This window comes from Leptospira harrisiae (assembly GCF_002811945.1).
In the GTDB taxonomy this organism is placed as follows: Bacteria; Spirochaetota; Leptospiria; order Leptospirales; family Leptospiraceae; genus Leptospira_A; species Leptospira_A harrisiae.
The window spans coordinates 1499768-1519007 of the sequence record NZ_NPDX01000001.1 but is presented as its reverse complement, the minus strand read 5'-3'; the positions used below and the strand labels follow the sequence as shown (position 1 = coordinate 1519007).

Here is a 19240-nt window from a genome sequence, read left to right as displayed (position 1 = left end):
CTACCTTCCTCGAAACGACAAAATCGTTTTTCCAATTTGGATTTCGTCCAAATTATGTAGAACTTTGGGACGAAGTAACTTTTTACCGTTTAAATATACACCTGTTTCGGATACACAATCAAACAATATATACTTTCCCTTTCTGTTTTTTATTTTTGCATGAAGCCCAGCCACAGTAGGATCCGAAAGGATCAAATGATTTGATTCCCAACTCCCAATGGTGACTTCATCAAATTGCAATGGGATTTGATCGGAATTTTGGTTTCCATCTCTTCTCATAAGAACAGCATAAGAGTATGCAGTTCCTGGAAGCGATTCTTTCTCAGCAATGGCAATCGCAATCTCTCGGTCACGTGCAGCCCTTTCTAAGGTTTCTCCATACATTCGATCGTACACCTCGAGTTCTTCTTTACGTTCCGAAAATTCTGATGGAACCGAGGTAATTACGGCAGTTTGATTTTGATTTACTTTCTGGTTTGTTTCTTCGAACCCGCGTAAATAATACAATGCCGCCAAACAAAGAAAAATGAGAAATAAACTTACAGGAAAAAAGAATAAAGGGTCGGAAAGTTTCAAATACAAAGATTGAAAAAAAGAAAGTTCATATTGGAATTCGAATCGAATTCCCTGGTCTACAGAAACCAAATTTCCAAAAATTAAATTTCTTTTCCATTGAGATAGTTTCCAAGGGGATTCATAAACTAACTCAAAATCAGGTTGGCCTAAAGTCCTTAAATAGGAAAATAAGTCGCTGTAACTATCTGACTTTGTTATCGAATAATGTTTTCCGTTCGCATAACTTGCAAGTTTGGTTGCTTCCAATGAACGAGGAGCAAGCACAATGAGTTGCAGATTTTTTTCTCGAATTCGTTTTGCTAGTTCAGGGATTTCAAAACGATCCTGCCATTCTGGACTAAAACTGACAAAAACTAAAATATGGTCTTCCGATGATTGGTTGCTTGGAATGGTCTCTAAAAAATTTTCCCAGTTTCGTATAGGATAAACAGGTGTAGGTTCTTTTGGAAACGGAAAGGAGATGTCTAAAACATTCGAACGAATTCTTTCAAAGGAATGTTTATTTGTATCGGATTGGATTTGTAATTGAGAGGAACCACCACTTAGTTCTGCAATTTTAACCAATTGGTTTGCTAGTTGAATGATCCATCGACGGTCCTCTGCATCTGTATAACTAGGTATTGAAAGATATAAGTGAATTGGATTTTTTGAATCCGTTTTTTCAAAACGAAAAGATTCGGTGAGCCTACGATTTGAATCCAATTGTTCGGAAAGAACAAATCCAACAGGGTCCAAAACTCCATTGGAATGGAATCGAATTTTGACCTCTGGATAAGACCGAATGTCGATTGAACGAAGTTTGAAACCAGGATCCGCCGAAAGAATTACTGGAAATAACAAACTAAGGAAAATCCAATTACTGAAAGAGTAGAGATGCTTCCTTAAGTTGTTTTCCATATTCAGTTTTTGGCTCCAGGTTGTGGTTTAAAACCGGAATGGTTTCTATGACTTCCCCTTGTTTCATTATCGTAACTTGAGAGGTCAGACTTTCGACGATCCGGAGCTCGTGTGTAATAAAAACAACGGTCGTCCCCATTTTTGCAAGGTTTTGGACAGTTTCTAGGACAATTTTTTCAGAAAAGGCATCGAGCCCTGTGGTGGGTTCATCCAAAACCAAAATCTCCGGCGTACGTAAAAAAGCTAGGGAAAGAAGAATCCGCTGCTTTTCTCCTCCAGATAAAGTCTTTGCATATTTTTTCCAATGATTTCTGGAGATGGACAAACGATCCCAAATTTGAAATAACGATTCAAATTGGATCAAATTCAATTTTGATAATTTAAAAAAATCTCGGATTTGAGCTTCGATGGTTCTAAAAGGATGAAAGGCCCAATTCGGATTTTGAGGTACCATAAATAACTTAAGACCAGTTTTGGCATTGCTGACACCCTCACCTAACACATCAAAGGTCTGATAAGTCAATGTACAACCGTTAGGAACCATTCCGAAAAGCGAAAAACCTAATGTCGATTTACCGGAACCCGACTCACCAATCACTCCATAAACAATACCTTTTGGAATTTCCAAAGAAATTCCCTTCCAAATCTTCTGACCATCTTTTGTTTCGATGGTGGCATTTTTGATTTGGACAGCAGGGATTTTAGTCGAGGCCAAAGAGTTCCTTTTCAATGATGCTACAAAGGATATGGCCTATAAGAATATGACATTCTTGTATCCTTGCGGTGACTTTGGAAGGGACAATGATTTCTACGTCTCCCTTACCCTTTAGTTTTCCACCGTCTCCACCCAAAAACAAAACGACCTTCATCCCAATTTTTTTTGCTTCCTCCACCGCCAAAATAATGTTTTGCGAATTTCCCGAAGTGGTGAGTCCCACAAAAACATCTGATGGTTTTCCAAAAGCCTGCACCTGTCTTTGGAATACATATTCGTACCCATAATCATTGGAACAAGCAGTAAGAACTGCCTGGTCACTGTTTAGGGCCAATGCAGGGATGGCCTTTCTTTCATTTCCAGATTTATATCGAACCACAAGTTCTGCAGCAATATGTGAGGCGTCACAACTAGACCCCCCGTTTCCACAAAAATACAAAAGCCCCTTCTGATTGAGTGAGGTAACGAGGAGTTTTCCTGCGGCTTCAATGGAAGGCAAAAGTGTTGGGAGTAATTGTTGTTTTACCGCGATCGAATCTTCGATTTGCGTTTGGATGAGTGATTTATGATCCATGATTTTGTTCCTTATCTCTTCTTTCTTTGGTGGCATTCACCGCATTTCCGAATTCAACCAGAGCAGACCCGAAACCATATAAATTTTTTGCTTTTGAATACGGGTTATTTTGATCCGTTGTACCAAGATTTAGATAAAATAATTCATCTCTCACTAACTTCTTTTGTCTATCGGTTGCCACAGACTCAAAAAAAAGCCGACACTCTTCCCCTATGGCAAGCATCGCCAGTGCCATTGAATTTGGTTTCATTTGTAGAACCAATTGTTCTTTCCAAAAACGTTCCCAAGTTAAAACAATCCTCCAATCTTCTTTAGGCGCATTGGTATCTAAAAATAAATCTGTTTTAGGAATCGAAAGGGCCGAGAGGAAAACATCCAGACTAGATAGATCTTTGGTGAGATTTTTATTTAAATCCCCTTCATCGACAAAAAGAACCCCTGACCACTTATCCTCTTTATTTTTATAAAGATGGTTTCCTGTAACTAAAATCAAAGAATAATCTAAACCTTCTGCACGAAACAATTTCTCGTTTGTTTTTGTTAAGCGAAATTTTGGCGATTCGATGACAACACCTGAACTCACTTGTTTTGTTCGTAGTTTTTTTTTCCAGTTGTCAATTGCCACTGCCCATTCCATAGCAAAGGCTTTTGGTTCTTTTTTTCGTTTTGTAGAATCAAAGTCTTCCGGTGTCCCTTTCGAAAGGAAAAGACTGAAGAACCAAGAGAAAAATCCGGGTTTGGATGTTTGTTTAGTTTTTGCCATATTCTTTTCTAATATTGGACGGTCGTTCGATCTGCTTTCTATCTAACTCATACAATTTAGCATATTTCAAAAAGGTGGAAAAGGATGAGGCAATCGCAATCCAAAGTCCAGGAATTCCATCCAAAAACCCAAATTTAAAAATATAAATCTCTAAAAATTTTCCAAATGGTTTGAAAATCGTTTTGAAAAGAGAAAATCTTTCTCCTTTCGCATAACGAGTATAAGCAACAATGCTTGAGAATTGGTTGATAGTGGTGATTTGGTGACTAAAATCTATAAAACTATAATGAAGGATATCTCCCTTCATCACTTTTCCAATGGATCCAGGTTTTAATTCAATATAATCGTGAGGATTTTCTCCAACCCATGTGGCGGCGTTTTTTTGGAACAAACGAAACCTACGCAAAGGATACCAACCACTATAACGAATCCATCTTCCCAAATGGTAAGTAAGCCTTGCTATTTTAAATCCGTCCGCATGATCCTGATCTGAATCTAAAAATGATTGAATAGAATGAACCAAAGTTTCATTTGCACGTTCATCAGCATCTAGTGACAAAATCCAATCATGGGAACATAAACCAATGGCTTTGTTTTTTTGTTCCACATGTCCCGGAAACGGGGACTCATAAAATTTGACTTTGGAAAAGCCGGTAGCAATTTCTTTCGTTCTGTCTGTACTTAAAGAATCCAATACAATAATTTCGTCGGCAACTGACTCGATGGATCGAATACAATCCCCGATATTTTTTTCTTCGTTGAAGGTGATGATGGCCACCGACAATTTTCTTTTTCTCTTGCCTTCCATAGGAGTTAAAACCTATTCTTTTAACCAAATATGATTGGGAAAGAAACATTTCGTAAGATTTCTGTTGTTTTTCTATACCTTTTTTTCGTTCTCTCCCCATTTTCCATTAGTCTTTGCCAAATTTTTGCAGGTGCTTCCGTATTCTTTTTGTTCTTGGACTTCCTTCTAAAAAAAGAGATCCCTAAGTTTGAAACCCAAATCCTTTTTTGGATTTTACTCTACCTTAGTTTTCTTTTCACCCCCATTCTTACTTGGGAGGAAACAAACTGGAAAAAAGTGGTTCTAAAATCGGAATTTGGGGACGTATGGATGGCATTTTTATTATTACACCATTCACATTTATCTCACATAGAAAAAACAAAATTAAAACAAGCAGTGTTGATTGGAGCCGTTTTTCTAGTTTTATCTGGACTTGTTTCTTTACTTTCACCCTATAGGCTTGCTCCTTTTGTAATGGATGGATTTCAGTACACCGAAGGTAGGCGCCTTCCCCATCTACTTGTTGTTTTTTTGCAAAAACTTCCTCTTTATTTACCCATTGGTTTTCAAAGTACCCACCTCACTTACGGAGGTTTACTTGCCATCTACCTTCCTTCTCTTTTCGAAAGGACCTTTCGGATGATCCCAATGGTAAAAAAAGAAAGGTTTTCTAGATTCTATACATTCTCACTTTTTACATTCAGTTTGATTGGTTTCCTTTTACTTTTCCTAAACCAAAGTCGTTCCATCTGGTTTGGATTATTATTCGGTTTGGTCCTACTCTCTCTCCCAAAAAAGTTTTCGATTAAGAAATACCTTCCTTGGATTGGGCTTGGTCTTATTGGTTTTGTTTTTCTGTCCTTTTTACTCTACCAAAACAATTGGTTATTCCAAAGAGCCATAGATGATTTATTCGCTAAACGATCGTTAGAGAACCAAAGGGTGTGGATTCATAAAATGAATTTTGCCATACTAAAAGATTCGTTGGTTTTGGGTATCGGCAGCGGGAATTATCCACGGCAATTTGTTTTGCATGCAACCCCCCTCATCCGAGAACTTCCCGAATTGTATTATGATTTATCCATTACACCTAAATCCCATGCCCATTTTGACTTTTTGCATTTTTGGATTTTGGGCGGGGTTTTTGGAGGAATTTCTTTTTTTAGTTTTTTGTATCTGATTACAAAAAATATTTTAAAAGTTCCTAAACATAACCTCTTTTATTTAGGTTTTTATGCGATTGTTTTTGCTGGTAGTTTCCAATGTTTTCTGTTAGATGATGAAGTCCTTCTTCCTTTCCTTGGGATTTTATGTTTATTACCAAAAACTAATTTTCAGAAAAAAGGGTTAGAAGAAAGGCCGTTAAAAAAAATGCAATCTAAGGTATTTGGAATCCTTGTACTTTGGATTTTCATTTCCGCTATGGGTGCTCTTTATTTATCGAAAACTCCCGCAAATGATCTATTCATCCACAGAGCTCGCACAGAACACAACTTCCCCGCACCCTTACCGCAAAACTCCATCAATGCTAAAGGCCCGGTGGCCCTTCCTTTGGAAACAAAGGAGATGTATTTCAAACTTGCAGGTTGTTTGGACAAGAATATAAACTTTGACAAAGATGCCGAATTACGTCAAATTCCCGTTCAGTTCCAAATCCATTGGGAAGATTTATCTAGCGGAAACCTCCCCGAATCCATGGAATTAGAAATTCGCAAACGAGAAAGTTTTGACCAAGACAAAGAATACAAAGTCCAAGCAGAACGAATTGTAAAAAAAGAGAGTTTTAAGAATCCAAAAGGAGTTCAAAGAGTGATCGTCCAACCCAAAGACTATCAGGCAGAGAACCTAGAGTTTATTGATTTTGGATTTAAGTTTGTTTGGTCGGGAGAAAGGCCCTACTTGCCGCGAATTGAAATTTCAGGGAATTGTGAAGAGTAAGCAGGGAAAAGTAAGAAATGTCGATTTTAGTTTTAATTGATTGAGCGTGGGAGCGGGAATCGCTTCGATCTTCGGCCAAATTCGCTTCCTGCTTCGAAAAAGCCTGAGCGGTGTTTATTTAAGAGTAAGAGATGTTGAATTAAGTTTTGATTGATTGGGTTCGCGGGAATCGCTTCAAACTTCGGCCATCCTGGCCTTTCGTTTTCAGCCCGTCCTACTCGCGACTTCGGACTTCCTGTCCTCAGAAAAATGGCTTCACGCTCCCTATGGGTCGCTACCATTTTTTTCGCTCGTAGTCGTTCGATTCGTACCTGGAGCGGGAATCGAACCCGCACGGGATTACTCCCACAGGATTTTAAGTCCTGTGTGTCTACCAGTTCCACCATCCAGGCGAATTTTCAGTGATAGGCGTCGGCCGGATTCGAACCGGCGGTCAAGCTTTTGCAGAGCCATGCCTTACCACTTGGCCACGACGCCAATCGTGACTTTGGATAGGCTAAAATGGGAAGGCTAGGTGTCAAATGGAAACTGAATTCACTTTTCATCGGATTGTAACATTTCTCTAAAAAATCAAATTGCCTAAGGTTTCAAAGAAGATGGGCTGTAAATATGAACCGAATGACCTTTTTCACTGTATCTATTTTAGCGATTCTAACGCAAAATTCTTATGCGGACACGGTGACAGTAAAAGCAACAAAAGAGATAATGGAGAACGTGAAGACATCCTCCCCTACTGCCAATTACGTTTTGGTAGAATCAAAAGATGGCACCAAACAAGCGTTTAAAAAAACAGCAGTGAATGTAGTTTCGCTACCTGTGGTTTGGGAAGAAATTAAGGAAGAAAAACCTGGAATGTTTGGATCTCTCTTTGCTTCCAAAGAAACCAAAGAAACACAAAATACAGAATCCACAAATCCGGAAGAACCAAAAGAAAACCCAGAAAACCAAAGTTTTTTCAAAAGAAAATTACCTGAACTAGCAATGGGTGGTATGGCTATTCTTTGGCTCCTTCTCCCTTAAAATATACACTTAATATTTTGATTTCCTCAAAATACTACTTGAACTCACTCCCATTCAATCGTTCCCGGTGGTTTGTGAGTGAGATCATACAACACCAAAGAAATTTGTGGTAATGCTAACAATTCTTTGGTAATTCGTTCTAAAATCCTTCTGTCCATTGCATAAAAATTAGCGGTCATAGCTTCGGTAGATTCCACTGGACGTAACACAACTCCGTAGGAATTTTCACGCAGACCAACCGGAACCAGGACCACAGGCATTTGCCAGATGGATGTATGGATGGATTCTTCAAAGAGGATTCGGTTCACAATCGCGTCAGCATCTCTTAAAATATCTGAATGTTCTTTGTCTAGGGTCAATTTGGTATAATGAAAGGCTCCCGAGAAATGACCTATCCCTGGTGCAAAAACCACTCGATTGATTTCTTTTTTGAAATTGGTGATCTCCACTGCACATTCGTCTAACTCATTCCAGTTGGTGGTAAAGTCATTTAACACGGCACAGTGGGCGTAACTTCTTTGGTCGCCTTGCACACCCACGGAAAGGATGGGTAAAATTTTCACTTCAGCTTTTTTACCCGAAAGAGCCAAATCAGAAAAATTGATGACCGGAGGTTTTGATTCTGGGCTCGCAATCATTCTTACCACAAGGCCGGGGCCAGGAAAAGGATGCCTTTCGATCCAACGTTCCGGAAGGCCGAGAAGCCTTCCTAGTTCTCTCACTTCATCTTTGTACAAGTCGGCGATGGGTTCGATGATTTTCCCTTCTTGGATGAGTTTTTCAATTTGAGGGACACGATTGTGGTGGGTTTTGATTTTATGAGAATGTTTTGTTCCCCCAGATTCAATTGTGTCAGGGTAAATGGTTCCTTGGCCTAGAAGCCAATGTTCCGAATCCAAACCGAGGGAATCTGTAGCTTTCCCTTGTGCTTCTAAAAATAAGTCTCCCACAATACGGCGTTTTTTTTCTGGTTCAAATTCCGATTCTAAATGTTTGTAAAAAATTTCACTTTCATCCCAAATGGTTAGGTCGAACCCAACTTGGTGGAGGTTGTCCATAAGATCCTTCACTTCGTTTTTACGCATAAACCCAGTATCCACAAGTAGCCCCTTCACTCTGTCTTTCCCAAGTGCTTTTGCAAGAAGTAGATACGCAACAGAAGAATCCACTCCCCCGGAAACGAGTAAAAACACATTTTTGCCCGGTGGGACTTTCTTTTGTAATTCAGAGATTTGTTCTTCTAAAAACTGCGAGATACTCCAACTGGATCCGGCATTACAAAGGTTCACAAAATTACGAAGTAAAACTTCTCCTTCTTCCGAGTGAGTGACTTCTGGATGGAATTGGATTCCAAATTGTTTTTTAGACTCATTAGAAACGAACGCATAACGACAATTATCGGATGATGCAACGATTTGAAATCCATCAGGCATTCGAACCACTTCATCTCCGTGGCTCATCCAAACTTTTGTTTTTGGAGAGAGTGATTTGGAAAGTAAAGAATTTGGATTTTGTATTTCTAAAATGGCTGGACCATATTCTTTAGAATTAGAAGAAACAACTTCACCACCAAATGCTTTCATTAAAAGTTGGTGTCCGTAACAGATCCCTAATATAGGAACAGAAATTTGAAAGAAACCATCTGGTAGAAGTGGTGCACCCTTTTCATAAACACTGCTTGGTCCACCCGAAAGAATGATTCCCGCATAAGATGCGTAAACAGAGAGAGGTTCTTCGTTGGAAAGGATTTCCGTATAGGCTCCGAGCCTACGAATTCGGGAAGCGATGAGGTGAGCGTATTGACCGCCGAAATCGACGACTGCAATTTTTTTATCACTTTTCATGGGATGATTCCAAAATAATTTTGCAATTGTCGGGGTAAACAAATGTCGGAAAAAAAATCAGAATCTTCTTACGAGGACAAACAAGACCATATCCAGTCCTGGAAAACCCCAGAAATCGAATGGTTTGCCAATGTTTATGCCGGAAAAGAATACAATATTGAATTTACCATCCCTGAATTCACTGCGGTTTGCCCAAAAACCGGACTTCCCGACTTTGGAACCATTTATATCGACTACATCCCCAGAGATCGCTGTGTTGAGTTAAAATCCCTCAAAGAATATATGATGTCCTTCCGAAATATAGGAATTTTTCATGAAAACGTTGTGAACAAAATCCTCGAAGACTTTGTTTTGGCCGTGGATCCCCTATATGTAAAAGTGGTGGGAGATTACAATGTTCGGGGTGGAGTCAAAACTGTCGTAAAACGAGAGTACAAAGCTTAAATGGAAAATCTAATCGGTTACGTTGCCGCTTTTTTAACGACCGTGTCTTTTCTCCCCCAAGTATTACGTGTGGTGATGACCAAACAAACTCGAGATATCAGTCGTAATATGTACATTATGTTTTTTATTGGTGTACTTTTGTGGTTTGTGTATGGAGTTTTAAAATCTGATTTGCCTATCATTCTAGCAAACGCAGTCACTATATTTTTTGTATCCATTATTTTATATTATAAACTGAGAGAGAACATATCATGAGAAAAGCTTATGTAGACAAAGACAATTGTACTTCTTGTAACCAATGCGCTGATAATTTACCAAAATACTTTATGATGGATGAAGATGATGTTTCTCAAACGCATATTGCAGGTGAGACCATCAACGATGCAATAATCCCAGATGAAGACGAAAAAAAAGTGCAAAAAGAAATGGATGAATGCCCAGGGGAATGCATCCACTGGAAAAAGCACTGACAAAAAAATTCAATCCGTAAGCCACTGCTTCAATCTTTGGAACTCTTCTTCCAAAGATTCGAGATTCTCACCGTGACTCACCAAATAAAGTTGGTTATCAAAACCCAAACATTCTTTTTGATTTGTATACAAGGAAGTTTTTTTACCCAAAAGATAGGTAGGCAAAACAGAAACTCCTTTTCCAATTTCAAGGGCATTTCGAATGTCATGTAAGTTTGGAATCACAGAATAATCCTTAATTTTGGGACGAGAATCGAAGTTGACTTTCCAGAACCTACGAACAATCGCAAAGTCTTCGCTATACACAAACCAATGTTGGTTTTCCATCCATGTTTTTAAAACTTCTAGTTTGGGTTTGGTATGTCCTTGAAATGGAAATTCTGGATCCAAATTGATTTGCCTTGATCCCACAAAAACAAATGATTCTGTATACAATTCTTTAAAACGAAAACCAGGATAGTTTAACTTTTGGTTGCAAATGACAAAGTCAATTTCCTGTTTTTTCAGTGACTCCATGAGTTCGGGAGGATGGCCATATATCACTTGAAAATGGATCCCCTGTTTTGAAAGGTTCGGCAAAACTTTTTCTGAAAATATTTCTTTGGCAGAACCAATCCGGAGTTTACCTATTTTTTCTTTGGGTCGAATTGACCCTTCCATACGTTCCAATTCTTCAATGGGGCCTGCAATCTGCACATACAAACGTTTGGCGGCCTCAGTCGGAATTAAATCCCTAGACGTGCGACGAAACAAAACTTCTTTTCTATGTCTTTCCAAAGATTGTAAATGCAAACTGAGTGCCGGTTGGGATAACCCAAGAATTTTCCCCGCTTTCGTTAAATTTCTCTCCCGGTAGATAAGGTAAAAACTCTGGTACAATTCGATGGGATTCATCTTGGTATAATATTATTAATAACAATGAATAAACACCATCATATTTTTAATAATAACTTTCTCTTGTCTAAAAAAACAGATAAGGAAATATTTTCTTTATGAACTGATTCAATTAAAGGAATCAAAGAGAGGATCCAATGAAAAAAGTATTATTTGTATTAACAAGCCACGGTGAAAAAGGAAACGCAGGTTCCACCGGTTACCATTTGGGAGAAGTGTCTCACCCTTGGAAGGTCTTACACGACGCTGGTGTGGAAATGGATTTGGTAAGTCCGAAAGGGGGAGAACCTCCAGTGGATGGATTTGATTTGGAAGATGCAGCCAACAAAGAATTTTGGAACCATCCCGTATATAAAGAAAAACGAATCCATACGAAAACACCAAAAGAGATAAGTCCTAGCGATTATTCTGCGATCTACTTTGCCGGCGGACATGGAACCATGTGGGACTTTCCAGAGAACAAAGAACTCCAAGACCTGACTCGGACTATCTATGAATCAGGAGGGATTGTAGGCGCCGTTTGTCACGGACCATCGGCACTTGTCAATGTCACCCTGTCTGATGGATCGAAACTAATAGCAGGCAAACGAGTGAATGGATTTTCCAATGAAGAAGAAGAGATTGTAAAATTGGAAGGAGTGGTTCCCTTTCTTTTGGAAAACCAACTGATTGCTGCGGGCGGAAAGTATTCCAAATCAGCACCTTGGATGAGCCATGTGGAAGTAGATACAAGGCTTGTGACAGGACAAAATCCACAGTCAGCAAAAGCAGTGGGAGAGGCCATTCTTAGTTTATTAAAAAAATAAGAAGTACTCGTGTTCACCTGGATCAATTAAATCGATTCAGATTTTGGATCAGGGTTTTGTATGCGTAGGCAGACGAGGCCCTTTGGTTTTTTTTTCTTTTAAACCTAACATATCTTTAACGATTCCAAATACATCCTTTACGGATTCAAACTTGTGTTTTTTCCCCGTTGGGTCATAAACAAAACCAATGGTTTTCATCTCAGGATTCCCATTCCAATACCCATGACCATGAATCTTTGATTGTGATTTGGTAAACAGCTCCCCTTTTCTGGTTCCACTAAAGAATAATGCCTGTTTTGTGTAAAATAGTCCCAAAGCTTGCGGATGAATTTTCTTTTGAATGAAACTTGTATCAATTTCCCCAGGAATTGGCTTTTCTAATTCACCTAATGGCCCACTTGTAGAACTGGAAGAAGAAATCCATTCAGATCCTGGGCAAGCCGTGAGAATTTCAGAGACAATCGATTGGACTTCCGTTTCCGGCACTTGGAAACCGGAACCTGGCAAAAGGATGGATGAGCCACCAGAACTTTTAAAGGTTAAATTGTAGGTGCCAGCCTCGTCATTGATATAACCTTTTTGTTTTAAAACTACATTTGGTGCACAAATTGAATCTGCGGAATGGAAGCCGTGGTCGGAAACAATTACGATCGCCGGTCCTTTGGGAGTGAAGGCTCCTACCGATTGCAAAAAAGAAAAGATGGAATTGTCAAGTTCCAAGAGTCGTGAAAGGGCTTTTTCTGATCCTGGGCCAAATCCATGGTGGCTGGTATCCAAATCCGTAGTATAGACAAACATAAGATCTGGATTTTTTTTCTGAAAGAGCCAAGTGGCTGTTTTTAATTTCACTTCGTCTTTGGAAACATCGTTTAACGGAAATCCTACGGTTAGTTCAGCTTCTTTGTGAAGATCCTTTGTGGACAAAACCCGAAGGAGTTTGTCATCTTCAGGGATTTTTTTTCGCCAGTATTGAGGAAGGTTCCAATCAATATTTGCACCCACTGTCACGGGCCAAAACACATTGGCAGTGGTTTTGTGATTGTCTTTTGCTAAATCCCAAAGTGTGGGACTTGAGATATCTTCCGCATACCACATCCATCCCCCATCATTTTTTTCAAAGGGATCGGACAAGGTATTGTTGTAGATCCCGTGTTCACCGGGATCTTTTCCAGTCACCATAGAAGTATGAGCCGGATACGTAACCGAAGGATTGATGGTTTTTATTTCGGAAATTCCGTATTTCTGAAAGATTTCGCTTAAGTGGGGGAAATAAGAATGGTATTTGGGATCAGTCCAGTAGTAAGCCGGAAATCCATCAATGGACAAAACAATCATTTGGTGAATCTTCGCAGATTTTTCCTTATATTTTTCAATTGTTTTGTTAGGTTTGGCATCTATGGAAATGTTTGAGGAACACAAACAAAGAATACCTAATGAAAAGAAGAAATGGATTTTTCGCATAAACTCCGTTTTGCGAAAAATCAGTATTCTTGTTCCGATCTAGTAGATCCAAGAAGTTCGTCTGGAATGTCCTCAATGCTATCACCAATTTGAATGGCAAGACGGTTTCCTACTCGGCCTGGTGTGGCCTTGAACTTACTACGATCCCCCACCTTTACCATAAGGTCGGTTTTGATCGGCGTGTTTTCCAGTTTGATCACATCACCCACATGTAAGTTCATGAGATCATTCAGAGAAATATCCACACTTCCCACTTCGGAAATCAGAGGGATTTTGACCTGGTCGAGTCGTTCTTGGATGACGGCACGGTTTTCGTCCACTTCTCCTTTACGAATCGAGGAATACCAGTACTGGGCAGAAAGTTTATTGATAATAGGTTCAATGGTGATGTAGGGAATACAAAGGTTTGTCATCCCTTCCACTTCTCCCACTTTCGTTTCGAGGGTAATCAATACCACCATGTCATTGGGAGGAACTACCTGTGCGAATTGTGGGTTTGTTTCGATGTTTCCAAGTCTTGGACGTAAATCAATTACCGTTGACCAAGACTCGCGTAAGTTTCCAAGAATCCTAACAATGATCCCTTCCATAACCGATAACTCGATATCCGAAAGTTCGCGATTTACCTTAGAGGACTCACCCTTACCACCAAACAAACGATCGATGATAGTAAAGGAAATCGAAGGGTCAATTTCTAAAATGGCAGATCCGCGAAGAGGGTCCATATTGATGACCGCAAGTGTCGTTGGGTTCGGGATGGAACGAATGAATTCTTCGTAAGTTAACTGATCCACTGATGCCACGTGCACCACAACGAGAGCTCGCAGCTGTGCTGATAGACCAGTGGTTGCCAAACGAGCAAAGGTCTCATGCATCATCTGGAGTGTTCTAATTTGGTCTTTTGAAAATTTATCCGGACGTTTGAAGTCGTAGATTTTGACTTTCTTTTGTTCCCCAACCGATGAGTATTCATCCTCCGAAACTTCGCCGGAGGAGATGGCATTTAACAGGGCATCAATTTCATCTTGGGAAAGGATTTCCGTCATTTTTTTACCTTTACGAGTAAGTTTTTAATCTGCCAAAATCCAACACGGCTTCCTTCTTCCTGTCGCAAGGTGTATATATATTCGTACCTTGTTTTAAACCGACCCATCATTCTTTCTACATAAACCTGAACACGGGCATCCCTTTTGGACGGATAATCCACATTCATCACTTTAAAGTATTTTAAAACTCCAGAGGGTGTCTCCGTCAAATACTCTTTAAAATCTTCTATGATTGTTTCTCGTTCTCCTAAACCAGCTTCGGTATAGGCACTGCTAAAACGATCATAAGCCAAAATATATTCTGAAAAATCGATCCACTTAAAATGGTATTCCCAACGTTTTTTCATCTCTGCACCAAGAAATAAGAAGATGGTTTCTTCTGGGGTTAACCCACCGTTTTCTGTGATTTGGCGAGTGACTGTTTCCTTTCTCTCTGCTTTGGAATTTTGAAATAGGAATCCTACTGTATTTTGTGAGCGTAGGAAAGCAGACTTATCTTCGGTATAATTGGGATAAAAATACCCGGTCACATAGAACTTTTGATCTGCTAAAAAACTATAATGTTCATCCAAATAAATCGTTTTGGAAAACGATTCATTCCTATGGAGACTCACTTCTTTGTTTTCATCACCCACCAAGTTGACAATGGTTGTCCTTCGTTTGAGGATGGGATCAGGAAATTCCGGATCTTCCATTGGTGTGAGGATGCGGTCATTTTCGTCTTTTACAATGATTTGGAAGGAATACCGAAAATCAAAGGAAGGAAAGATACGAACCACTTCCTTTCCTGTGTTGGTCACGGTAAAGGTAAGGGGGATTCGTTCTCCGGCTTGGTAACTCCGTTTGGTTAAAGAAAGACTGATTTTTGACTGAAGGGAAACAAAATTATCAATTCGTTCTCCCCTGGCATCCCTGTCAGGAAATGCATAGAGGGAATTTACCAAGAGAATTCCTAAAATCATTAAATTTCGGAGAGACCGCATACAGTTTCAAACTTCGGCAGGTCTTGGTATTTTCGAAAGAATTTTTAGGACATAAAAATGACTAACCGGCACTCATTTTGGCTTCTTCCAAAATGTAATCGGCAATGCGAATGAGCCTTGTCATGACCCCAACTAGTTTTTTGTATTGGTAGTAGTTTTCCCTTTGTTTGTCCAAATGTGGCTCCACTAGAGCTACAGTTTTGGAGGAAACTTTTAGGTTTTTGATCTCATTTTCTGTGACCCCGTAGAGATTGGCTTCGGAGACAAAACGGTTCAATTCCTTCACCAAACTTTCATCAGTCAAATCTTGGATCTCAAATACTTTTTCGATTTTTAAAATAAAGTCCGTTAATGTCCGTTTGATTTTAGATTCTTCTTCTGTGGGGCGGCGTTTGGCAGTGACCTGGTTTAAAGATTCGTATCGTTCGAGGGCTGTTTCATAAAGTTGGTTCATCTTTGACTTTTGCCCCAAAATAAAACTGATAAAACTAAGAAGACCCACAAAGGTATCGGGGTAACGATTGATTCCCCCGATTTCATCAAGAGCATTCGCAAATGCTTCTTCATTATGCGGAATTGTCATAATGAATTTTAACACCGGTTCCACGGAAGAACCAGATGTATATTTTTGAATGACTTCGATTCCTTCTAAGTAGTTCATTGGCGTTTGTCTATGACCACAACCTTACGGATTGTCGTCTGTAGGTTTCCTTTTTCAATGATTCGGTCAAGTACATCGTATCCAGAAACTAAAAATCCAAATACAGTATGAAGTCCATCTAAATGAGGAGTGTCCACTTGGTTGATGAAAAACTGAGATCCATTGGTATTGGGTCCTGCATTTGCCATCGCCAAGGCACCTCGAACTGCTTTCTTACTAGGAAGTACTTCGTTGTAACGGTATCCAACTCGGTGCAATACTTCTAACACAGGTAATTCCATAGCTTCTTGGTAAGCTTTTTCTACTTCGGTTCGTTTCTCTTCAAACTCAGCCCTAGACTGGATTTTAAATTCCGCAAGGACTGCTCGTTGGAGTTGGGATTGGTATTGAGGTGCATCTTTGATTTTGACTTTGTCGAGGCCAAGAGCCTTCCCATTGATCTCATCTTCGATTTGAAATCCAGGCCCACCAGTTCCATCCCCTCTTGGACATCCACCTTGTGCCATAAAGTTTTCGATGACACGATGGAATTTGAGTCCATCGTAATATGGTCTTCGTTCAGAGCCTTTATCGGTTTTGAATTCTTTTTCTCCTTGGGCTAAATCAATAAAGTTCTGCACCGTTTTGGGAGCGGCTGCATCGTAAAGTTCGATGACCAAGTCTCCTGCTGTGGTTGAGAGCACAGCGTAAATGGCTGGTTTTTCCGGGAGTTTGACTCCGGTTACGTCTTGGCGTTTGACGATTACTTTCGAAGGTGAATAAGGAACCGGTTCGTATGTGATCTTTTTGAAAGTTTGGTCACTACAAAAAATGGTCTGTGTTAATGACAAAAAGAGAAAGGCTAAAAAAGAGAGTTGATGGACTACGCTGAGCTTCATATTTATTTTTTACCTTTGGATTCTATCGATTTTAGCTTTTTGGTCAATTCGTTTACCTTTGCCTTGGCCCTTTTGATTTGTTCTTTTTGACGAAGGAACGAAGTCCCTCCCATCACATCTTTTTTGTCACAAGAAGTTTCTAGAGAAATTGCGGCTTCATACCCAGGATCAGTGAGTACCGCATGGATTTGACCCCTTTCTCCACTAGGAATGGTAAATAAATCATAACCTTTGGAAGAGCAGTGTTTTACCAGTTCCCCCACAATTTCATGGGCAGTCCGAAATGGAATTCCTTTGGCACTGACAAGCCAATCCGCCAAGTCGGTCGCTGTTGCAAATCCAAACCTTAGACTACGAATTGCATTTTCAGGAAACACTTGGATTCCGAGAACCATATCCCGAACCCCTTCTATACTCAATTTCACCTGTTTGACCGTATCAAATAACGGGAGTTTGTCTTCTTGGAAATCCCTGTTATACGACAAAGGAGTTCCTTTTAACATCACAAGCACATGGGTCAAACTTCCAATCACACGTCCCGCCTTCCCGCGAATCAGTTCTGCTACGTCTGGATTTTTCTTTTGCGGCATAATAGAGGAGCCAGTGGTTAGGTGGTCAGGGAGTTTAAAATAACTGAATTCCTGAGATGTGTAGAGGATTATCTCTTCACAAAAACGAGAAACATGGATCATGAACTGAGAAGCTGCAAAAAGAAATTTAAAAATATGATCTCTTTGGCTCACGGCATCCATTGAATTTTCTGAAATCCTTGATAAAGATAAATCCTTTTTTAAGAACTCTCTGTCTGTGGCGTAATTGACTCCCGCAAGAGCACCAGAACCTAACACCAATTCATCGGCCCTATCATAAGCATCCAAAAAATCTTCAAAATCACGAACATTGGCCCAAAAATGAGATAAAAAATAATGAGAGGCACGAATCGGCTGCGCAATTTGTAAGTGGGTGTATCCAGGAATAATGGTTTTTGTATGGGCCTCTGCTTTACCAACCCAAGCCCCAAGTAAATCCATAAGAAAAACCAAAATGGATTCGACTTCTGTTTTTATATATAAACGGACATCTTGCGAAACTTGGTCATTTCGGCTTCGACCAGTATGTAGTTTTTTTCCTAAATCTCCCAATAGTTCCGTTAGGCGAGATTCAATAGACATATGTATGTCTTCGTTTTCTATTTTAAATTCAAACTTCCCAGAATCAATTTCCTTTTTGATCTGAATAAGACCAGTTTCAATTTTTCTCTGTTCCGATTCAGAAAGGATTCCTATTCGTTTCAACATTCGGGAATGAGAAATGGAACCTTCTATATCGTGAGCATATAGTTCTTTATCAAAACTAATTGATTCACCGATACGAACCATAAGTGAAGATGGGGGGGCGTCAAATCGTCCTCCCCATAATTTTTTCTCTTTCATTCCGATTCCCCGCTAAAACCTTCTGACCATTGTTTCAAAATTTCTTTGTCTTTGTCAGATAACTTAGCATTTGGATGTAACAAAAGATAGTCTTTCGGTGGCATCTCCCCTTCATCCACTTGTTCCCAAATCTCGTAGATTTTTTTATTTTGTTTTCGTTCTGCCAATTTTCCAAACTCGGAAAAATTCAATTCTTCTCGTCCTTCCTCCACATGATGGGAAATCAGTAAGGATGCAGGAAAAACATAAGAGTAAACGGGCCAAACGGTTTCGTTCGAGTGACAGTCGTAACAACTTCGTTTTAGGATTTCTTTGACCTCTGCACCGGATTGGATTTCCGATGTAACAGATGGATTCGTACGGTTGATTGGGAACAATTGGAGGAGGAGGAAGACTCCAAGTAGGATGAAAAAAAATCGTTTCACACAAGACAGGTTCTATCCCTTCCTTTGAAATCAAAGTATTATTTTTCTTGCCACCGCCTAGAATCCATTGTTCTTATTCTTTAGAGGTTCCCTTTGGATTTTATTTTCACGAACACACCTTATATTTGGATTTTCCTTGGACTCACATTGTTATTTTCTGAGTTCCTTTTACCTGGAACCTTCGTGATGTTTTTAGGAATTGGAGCCATATTTACAGGGATTTTGGCTCGTTTGGTGTCTTTGGAATTTTATTCACAAGTGGTGGTTTGGGTACTGACAAGTTTTGTTTCTATCCTTGTTGGTGGATCGGCAGTAAAAAGATTTTTTAAATCCGAATCCTCAGTCGATCCTTTTGTCAAAGATGATTTTTTAAACCAAATTGTTCCCGTTGAAACAGACATTTTAGTGCAAAGGCACGGAGGAAAAATAAGGTTCCAAGGTACACTTTGGGATGCGGTTTCTACTGATTCCAAAATCACCAAAGGAAACTTTGTGAGGATTTTATCTCGAGAAAATCTGACATTCACTGTCGAACGAGTGGATTCATAATCCAAAGATTTCATTTTTTTTTCAATAGAACCAAAAAACCCTTTTCTCTTTTACCTCATCTCGTATGGTCAAACGT

The 19240-nt window shown here is 39.6% G+C and carries 21 protein-coding genes and 2 tRNA genes; 7 read left to right on the top strand and 16 right to left on the bottom strand.

Translation table 11 applies throughout. The features are described 5' to 3' along the window. From CH364_RS07015 to CH364_RS06995, 5 genes are read right to left on the bottom strand one after another with little or no spacing between them, the layout of a single operon-like run. Entirely contained in the window at positions 1 to 1473 is a 1473-nt protein-coding gene (locus CH364_RS07015; protein ID WP_100742839.1) for an FHA domain-containing protein, read from the bottom strand. Continuing rightward, positions 1433 to 2188 carry an ATP-binding cassette domain-containing protein gene (locus CH364_RS07010; RefSeq protein WP_100742838.1) on the bottom strand — a complete coding sequence of 252 codons (756 nt, stop codon included), beginning with the start codon at positions 2186 to 2188 and terminating at the stop codon, positions 1433 to 1435. Before CH364_RS07010 ends, CH364_RS07015 begins: the two co-directional genes overlap by 41 nt. Next, a complete protein-coding gene (locus CH364_RS07005; RefSeq protein ID WP_100742837.1) occupies positions 2175 to 2762 on the bottom strand; it encodes a D-sedoheptulose 7-phosphate isomerase in 588 nt (195 codons plus the stop codon). The genes CH364_RS07010 and CH364_RS07005 overlap by 14 nt, the downstream gene beginning before the upstream one ends. Next, positions 2752 to 3525 carry an LBBP_01157 family protein gene (locus CH364_RS07000; protein WP_100742836.1) on the bottom strand — a complete coding sequence of 258 codons (774 nt, stop codon included), beginning with the start codon at positions 3523 to 3525 and terminating at the stop codon, positions 2752 to 2754. Before CH364_RS07000 ends, CH364_RS07005 begins: the two co-directional genes overlap by 11 nt. Continuing rightward, a complete protein-coding gene (locus tag CH364_RS06995) occupies positions 3512 to 4333 on the bottom strand; it encodes a glycosyltransferase family 2 protein (protein WP_100742835.1) in 822 nt (273 codons plus the stop codon). The genes CH364_RS07000 and CH364_RS06995 overlap by 14 nt, the downstream gene beginning before the upstream one ends. Positions 4334 to 4363: 30 nt before the next feature. Here CH364_RS06995 and CH364_RS06990 point away from each other — a divergent pair, with 30 nt between their 5' ends. Continuing rightward, entirely contained in the window at positions 4364 to 6250 is a 1887-nt protein-coding gene (locus CH364_RS06990; protein WP_100742834.1) for an O-antigen ligase family protein, read from the top strand. Between the two features lie 308 nt (positions 6251 to 6558). Here the strand turns inward: CH364_RS06990 and CH364_RS06985 are convergent. Together CH364_RS06985 and CH364_RS06980 are read right to left on the bottom strand one after the other, a co-directional pair. After that, positions 6559 to 6642, bottom strand: a tRNA-Leu gene (locus tag CH364_RS06985). Positions 6643 to 6656: 14 nt separating this feature from the next. Then, positions 6657 to 6727, bottom strand: a tRNA-Cys gene (locus tag CH364_RS06980). Positions 6728 to 6859: 132 nt separating this feature from the next. Between CH364_RS06980 and CH364_RS06975 the strand changes: the two genes are divergently transcribed. Then, positions 6860 to 7270, top strand: coding sequence for an LIMLP_04285 family protein (locus tag CH364_RS06975; RefSeq protein WP_100742833.1), 411 nt, complete (start codon positions 6860 to 6862; stop codon positions 7268 to 7270). Between the two features lie 44 nt (positions 7271 to 7314). On the opposite strand, the gene guaA is transcribed toward CH364_RS06975, so the two are convergent. Further along, a complete protein-coding gene (guaA, locus tag CH364_RS06970) occupies positions 7315 to 9114 on the bottom strand; it encodes a glutamine-hydrolyzing GMP synthase (protein WP_100742832.1) in 1800 nt (599 codons plus the stop codon). 42 nt (positions 9115 to 9156) lie between these two features. Between guaA and queF the strand changes: the two genes are divergently transcribed. Genes queF through CH364_RS06955 form a run of 3 tightly spaced genes read left to right on the top strand, consistent with a single transcriptional unit; the run spans position 9157 to position 10028 of the window. Continuing rightward, positions 9157 to 9558: a preQ(1) synthase gene (gene queF / locus CH364_RS06965; RefSeq protein ID WP_100742831.1), complete on the top strand. Its 402-nt coding sequence runs from the start codon at positions 9157 to 9159 to the stop codon at positions 9556 to 9558. After that, positions 9559 to 9813 carry a SemiSWEET transporter gene (locus CH364_RS06960; protein ID WP_100742830.1) on the top strand — a complete coding sequence of 85 codons (255 nt, stop codon included), beginning with the start codon at positions 9559 to 9561 and terminating at the stop codon, positions 9811 to 9813. Next, positions 9810 to 10028 (top strand): ferredoxin, encoded by a 219-nt coding sequence (locus CH364_RS06955; RefSeq protein WP_100742829.1) that lies wholly within the window; start codon positions 9810 to 9812, stop codon positions 10026 to 10028. The genes CH364_RS06960 and CH364_RS06955 overlap by 4 nt, the downstream gene beginning before the upstream one ends. 9 nt (positions 10029 to 10037) lie before the next feature. Here CH364_RS06955 and CH364_RS06950 read toward each other — a convergent pair whose 3' ends face one another. Further along, entirely contained in the window at positions 10038 to 10922 is an 885-nt protein-coding gene (locus CH364_RS06950) for a LysR family transcriptional regulator (RefSeq protein ID WP_100742828.1), read from the bottom strand. Between the two features lie 137 nt (positions 10923 to 11059). On the opposite strand from CH364_RS06950, the gene CH364_RS06945 reads away from it, so the two are divergent. Further along, the gene (locus tag CH364_RS06945; RefSeq protein ID WP_100742827.1) at positions 11060 to 11728 is read left to right on the top strand and encodes a type 1 glutamine amidotransferase domain-containing protein; all 669 of its coding nucleotides are present in this window, start codon (positions 11060 to 11062) and stop codon (positions 11726 to 11728) included. Between the two features lie 48 nt (positions 11729 to 11776). On the opposite strand, the gene CH364_RS06940 is transcribed toward CH364_RS06945, so the two are convergent. From CH364_RS06940 to CH364_RS06910, 7 genes are all read right to left on the bottom strand, one after another. After that, positions 11777 to 13189 carry an alkaline phosphatase family protein gene (locus tag CH364_RS06940; RefSeq protein WP_100742826.1) on the bottom strand — a complete coding sequence of 471 codons (1413 nt, stop codon included), beginning with the start codon at positions 13187 to 13189 and terminating at the stop codon, positions 11777 to 11779. 20 nt (positions 13190 to 13209) lie between these two features. Next, positions 13210 to 14235, bottom strand: coding sequence for a flagellar motor switch protein FliM (gene fliM / locus CH364_RS06935; protein WP_002974265.1), 1026 nt, complete (start codon positions 14233 to 14235; stop codon positions 13210 to 13212). Then, on the bottom strand, positions 14232 to 15218 hold the full coding sequence (locus CH364_RS06930; RefSeq protein ID WP_100742825.1) for a hypothetical protein: 987 nt from the start codon (positions 15216 to 15218) through the stop codon (positions 14232 to 14234). The genes fliM and CH364_RS06930 overlap by 4 nt, the downstream gene beginning before the upstream one ends. Positions 15219 to 15279: 61 nt before the next feature. After that, the gene (locus CH364_RS06925; protein ID WP_100742824.1) at positions 15280 to 15879 is read right to left on the bottom strand and encodes a hypothetical protein; all 600 of its coding nucleotides are present in this window, start codon (positions 15877 to 15879) and stop codon (positions 15280 to 15282) included. Next, entirely contained in the window at positions 15876 to 16757 is an 882-nt protein-coding gene (locus tag CH364_RS06920; protein WP_100742823.1) for a peptidylprolyl isomerase, read from the bottom strand. The genes CH364_RS06925 and CH364_RS06920 overlap by 4 nt, the downstream gene beginning before the upstream one ends. 2 nt (positions 16758 to 16759) lie before the next feature. Then, positions 16760 to 18190, bottom strand: a complete 1431-nt coding sequence (argH, locus tag CH364_RS06915; RefSeq protein WP_100742822.1) for an argininosuccinate lyase — start codon at positions 18188 to 18190, stop codon at positions 16760 to 16762. Then, a complete protein-coding gene (locus CH364_RS06910; RefSeq protein WP_100742821.1) occupies positions 18187 to 18615 on the bottom strand; it encodes a heme-binding domain-containing protein in 429 nt (142 codons plus the stop codon). The genes argH and CH364_RS06910 overlap by 4 nt, the downstream gene beginning before the upstream one ends. 93 nt (positions 18616 to 18708) lie before the next feature. On the opposite strand from CH364_RS06910, the gene CH364_RS06905 reads away from it, so the two are divergent. Further along, entirely contained in the window at positions 18709 to 19164 is a 456-nt protein-coding gene (locus CH364_RS06905) for an NfeD family protein (RefSeq protein ID WP_100742820.1), read from the top strand. The last annotated feature ends 76 nt before the right edge of the window (positions 19165 to 19240 follow it).

What these genes read in the sequence shown, in the direction of transcription:
- CH364_RS06945 (WP_100742827.1), top strand. Translation starts at nt 11,060, where the DNA reads ATGAAAAAAGTATTATTTGTATTAACAAGCCACGGTGAAAAAGGAAAC.
- CH364_RS06940 (WP_100742826.1), bottom strand. Translation starts at nt 13,189, where the DNA reads ATGCGAAAAATCCATTTCTTCTTTTCATTAGGTATTCTTTGTTTGTGT.
- CH364_RS06990 (WP_100742834.1), top strand. Translation starts at nt 4,364, where the DNA reads ATGATTGGGAAAGAAACATTTCGTAAGATTTCTGTTGTTTTTCTATAC.
- CH364_RS07000 (WP_100742836.1), bottom strand. Translation starts at nt 3,525, where the DNA reads ATGGCAAAAACTAAACAAACATCCAAACCCGGATTTTTCTCTTGGTTC.
- CH364_RS07005 (WP_100742837.1), bottom strand. Translation starts at nt 2,762, where the DNA reads ATGGATCATAAATCACTCATCCAAACGCAAATCGAAGATTCGATCGCG.
- CH364_RS06995 (WP_100742835.1), bottom strand. Translation starts at nt 4,333, where the DNA reads ATGGAAGGCAAGAGAAAAAGAAAATTGTCGGTGGCCATCATCACCTTC.
- guaA (WP_100742832.1), bottom strand. Translation starts at nt 9,114, where the DNA reads ATGAAAAGTGATAAAAAAATTGCAGTCGTCGATTTCGGCGGTCAATAC.
- argH (WP_100742822.1), bottom strand. Translation starts at nt 18,190, where the DNA reads ATGAAAGAGAAAAAATTATGGGGAGGACGATTTGACGCCCCCCCATCT.
- CH364_RS06920 (WP_100742823.1), bottom strand. Translation starts at nt 16,757, where the DNA reads ATGAAGCTCAGCGTAGTCCATCAACTCTCTTTTTTAGCCTTTCTCTTT.
- CH364_RS06975 (WP_100742833.1), top strand. Translation starts at nt 6,860, where the DNA reads ATGAACCGAATGACCTTTTTCACTGTATCTATTTTAGCGATTCTAACG.
- CH364_RS06930 (WP_100742825.1), bottom strand. Translation starts at nt 15,218, where the DNA reads ATGCGGTCTCTCCGAAATTTAATGATTTTAGGAATTCTCTTGGTAAAT.
- CH364_RS07015 (WP_100742839.1), bottom strand. Translation starts at nt 1,473, where the DNA reads ATGGAAAACAACTTAAGGAAGCATCTCTACTCTTTCAGTAATTGGATT.
- fliM (WP_002974265.1), bottom strand. Translation starts at nt 14,235, where the DNA reads ATGACGGAAATCCTTTCCCAAGATGAAATTGATGCCCTGTTAAATGCC.
- queF (WP_100742831.1), top strand. Translation starts at nt 9,157, where the DNA reads ATGTCGGAAAAAAAATCAGAATCTTCTTACGAGGACAAACAAGACCAT.
- CH364_RS06925 (WP_100742824.1), bottom strand. Translation starts at nt 15,879, where the DNA reads ATGAACTACTTAGAAGGAATCGAAGTCATTCAAAAATATACATCTGGT.
- CH364_RS06950 (WP_100742828.1), bottom strand. Translation starts at nt 10,922, where the DNA reads ATGAATCCCATCGAATTGTACCAGAGTTTTTACCTTATCTACCGGGAG.
- CH364_RS06960 (WP_100742830.1), top strand. Translation starts at nt 9,559, where the DNA reads ATGGAAAATCTAATCGGTTACGTTGCCGCTTTTTTAACGACCGTGTCT.
- CH364_RS06955 (WP_100742829.1), top strand. Translation starts at nt 9,810, where the DNA reads ATGAGAAAAGCTTATGTAGACAAAGACAATTGTACTTCTTGTAACCAA.